This window comes from Wolbachia endosymbiont of Tuta absoluta (genome assembly GCF_059414725.1).
The window spans coordinates 1-391 of the sequence record NZ_JBNRJY010000267.1 but is presented as its reverse complement, the minus strand read 5'-3'; the positions used below and the strand labels follow the sequence as shown (position 1 = coordinate 391).

General features: G+C 30.4%; 1 protein-coding gene. It reads left to right on the top strand.

What is annotated here, in order from left to right:
• The first annotated feature begins 168 nt into the window (after positions 1-168).
• A complete protein-coding gene (locus tag ACJ5GX_RS02960; RefSeq protein WP_495292687.1) occupies positions 169-360 on the top strand; it encodes a hypothetical protein in 192 nt (63 codons plus the stop codon).
• Positions 361-391: the final 31 nt, after the last annotated feature.

Below are 391 nucleotides of genomic sequence, written 5' to 3'. Positions count from 1 at the left end.
AGTAACAGAATATTGTAAATTTTGCATGCATTCACATTAGATTTATAATAATTGATTGTTATTTATTTATTTACCTATTATTGTACATCCGCAATGGATACACTGTTGTGACTAATTTGTTTTATAAGACCTATGTACCTACACAGTGAACAATAAAGAATTATTGTATTGTATTGTATTGTATTGATACACGACCGGGAGGATGGTAAAACGGGTTGTTCTTCATCATCTCCATTCCATGAGTTTTCGATTACCGAGAAAACATATAGAGATAGAGATAGAGAGCGAGAGAGAGAGAGATTTACCGAATATACTTTAAACTTTTCAGTTATCAATAAGCTAATTGCTCAAAAAGCATAATTACTTTGAAATACAGTAAGGAGAAAATTCA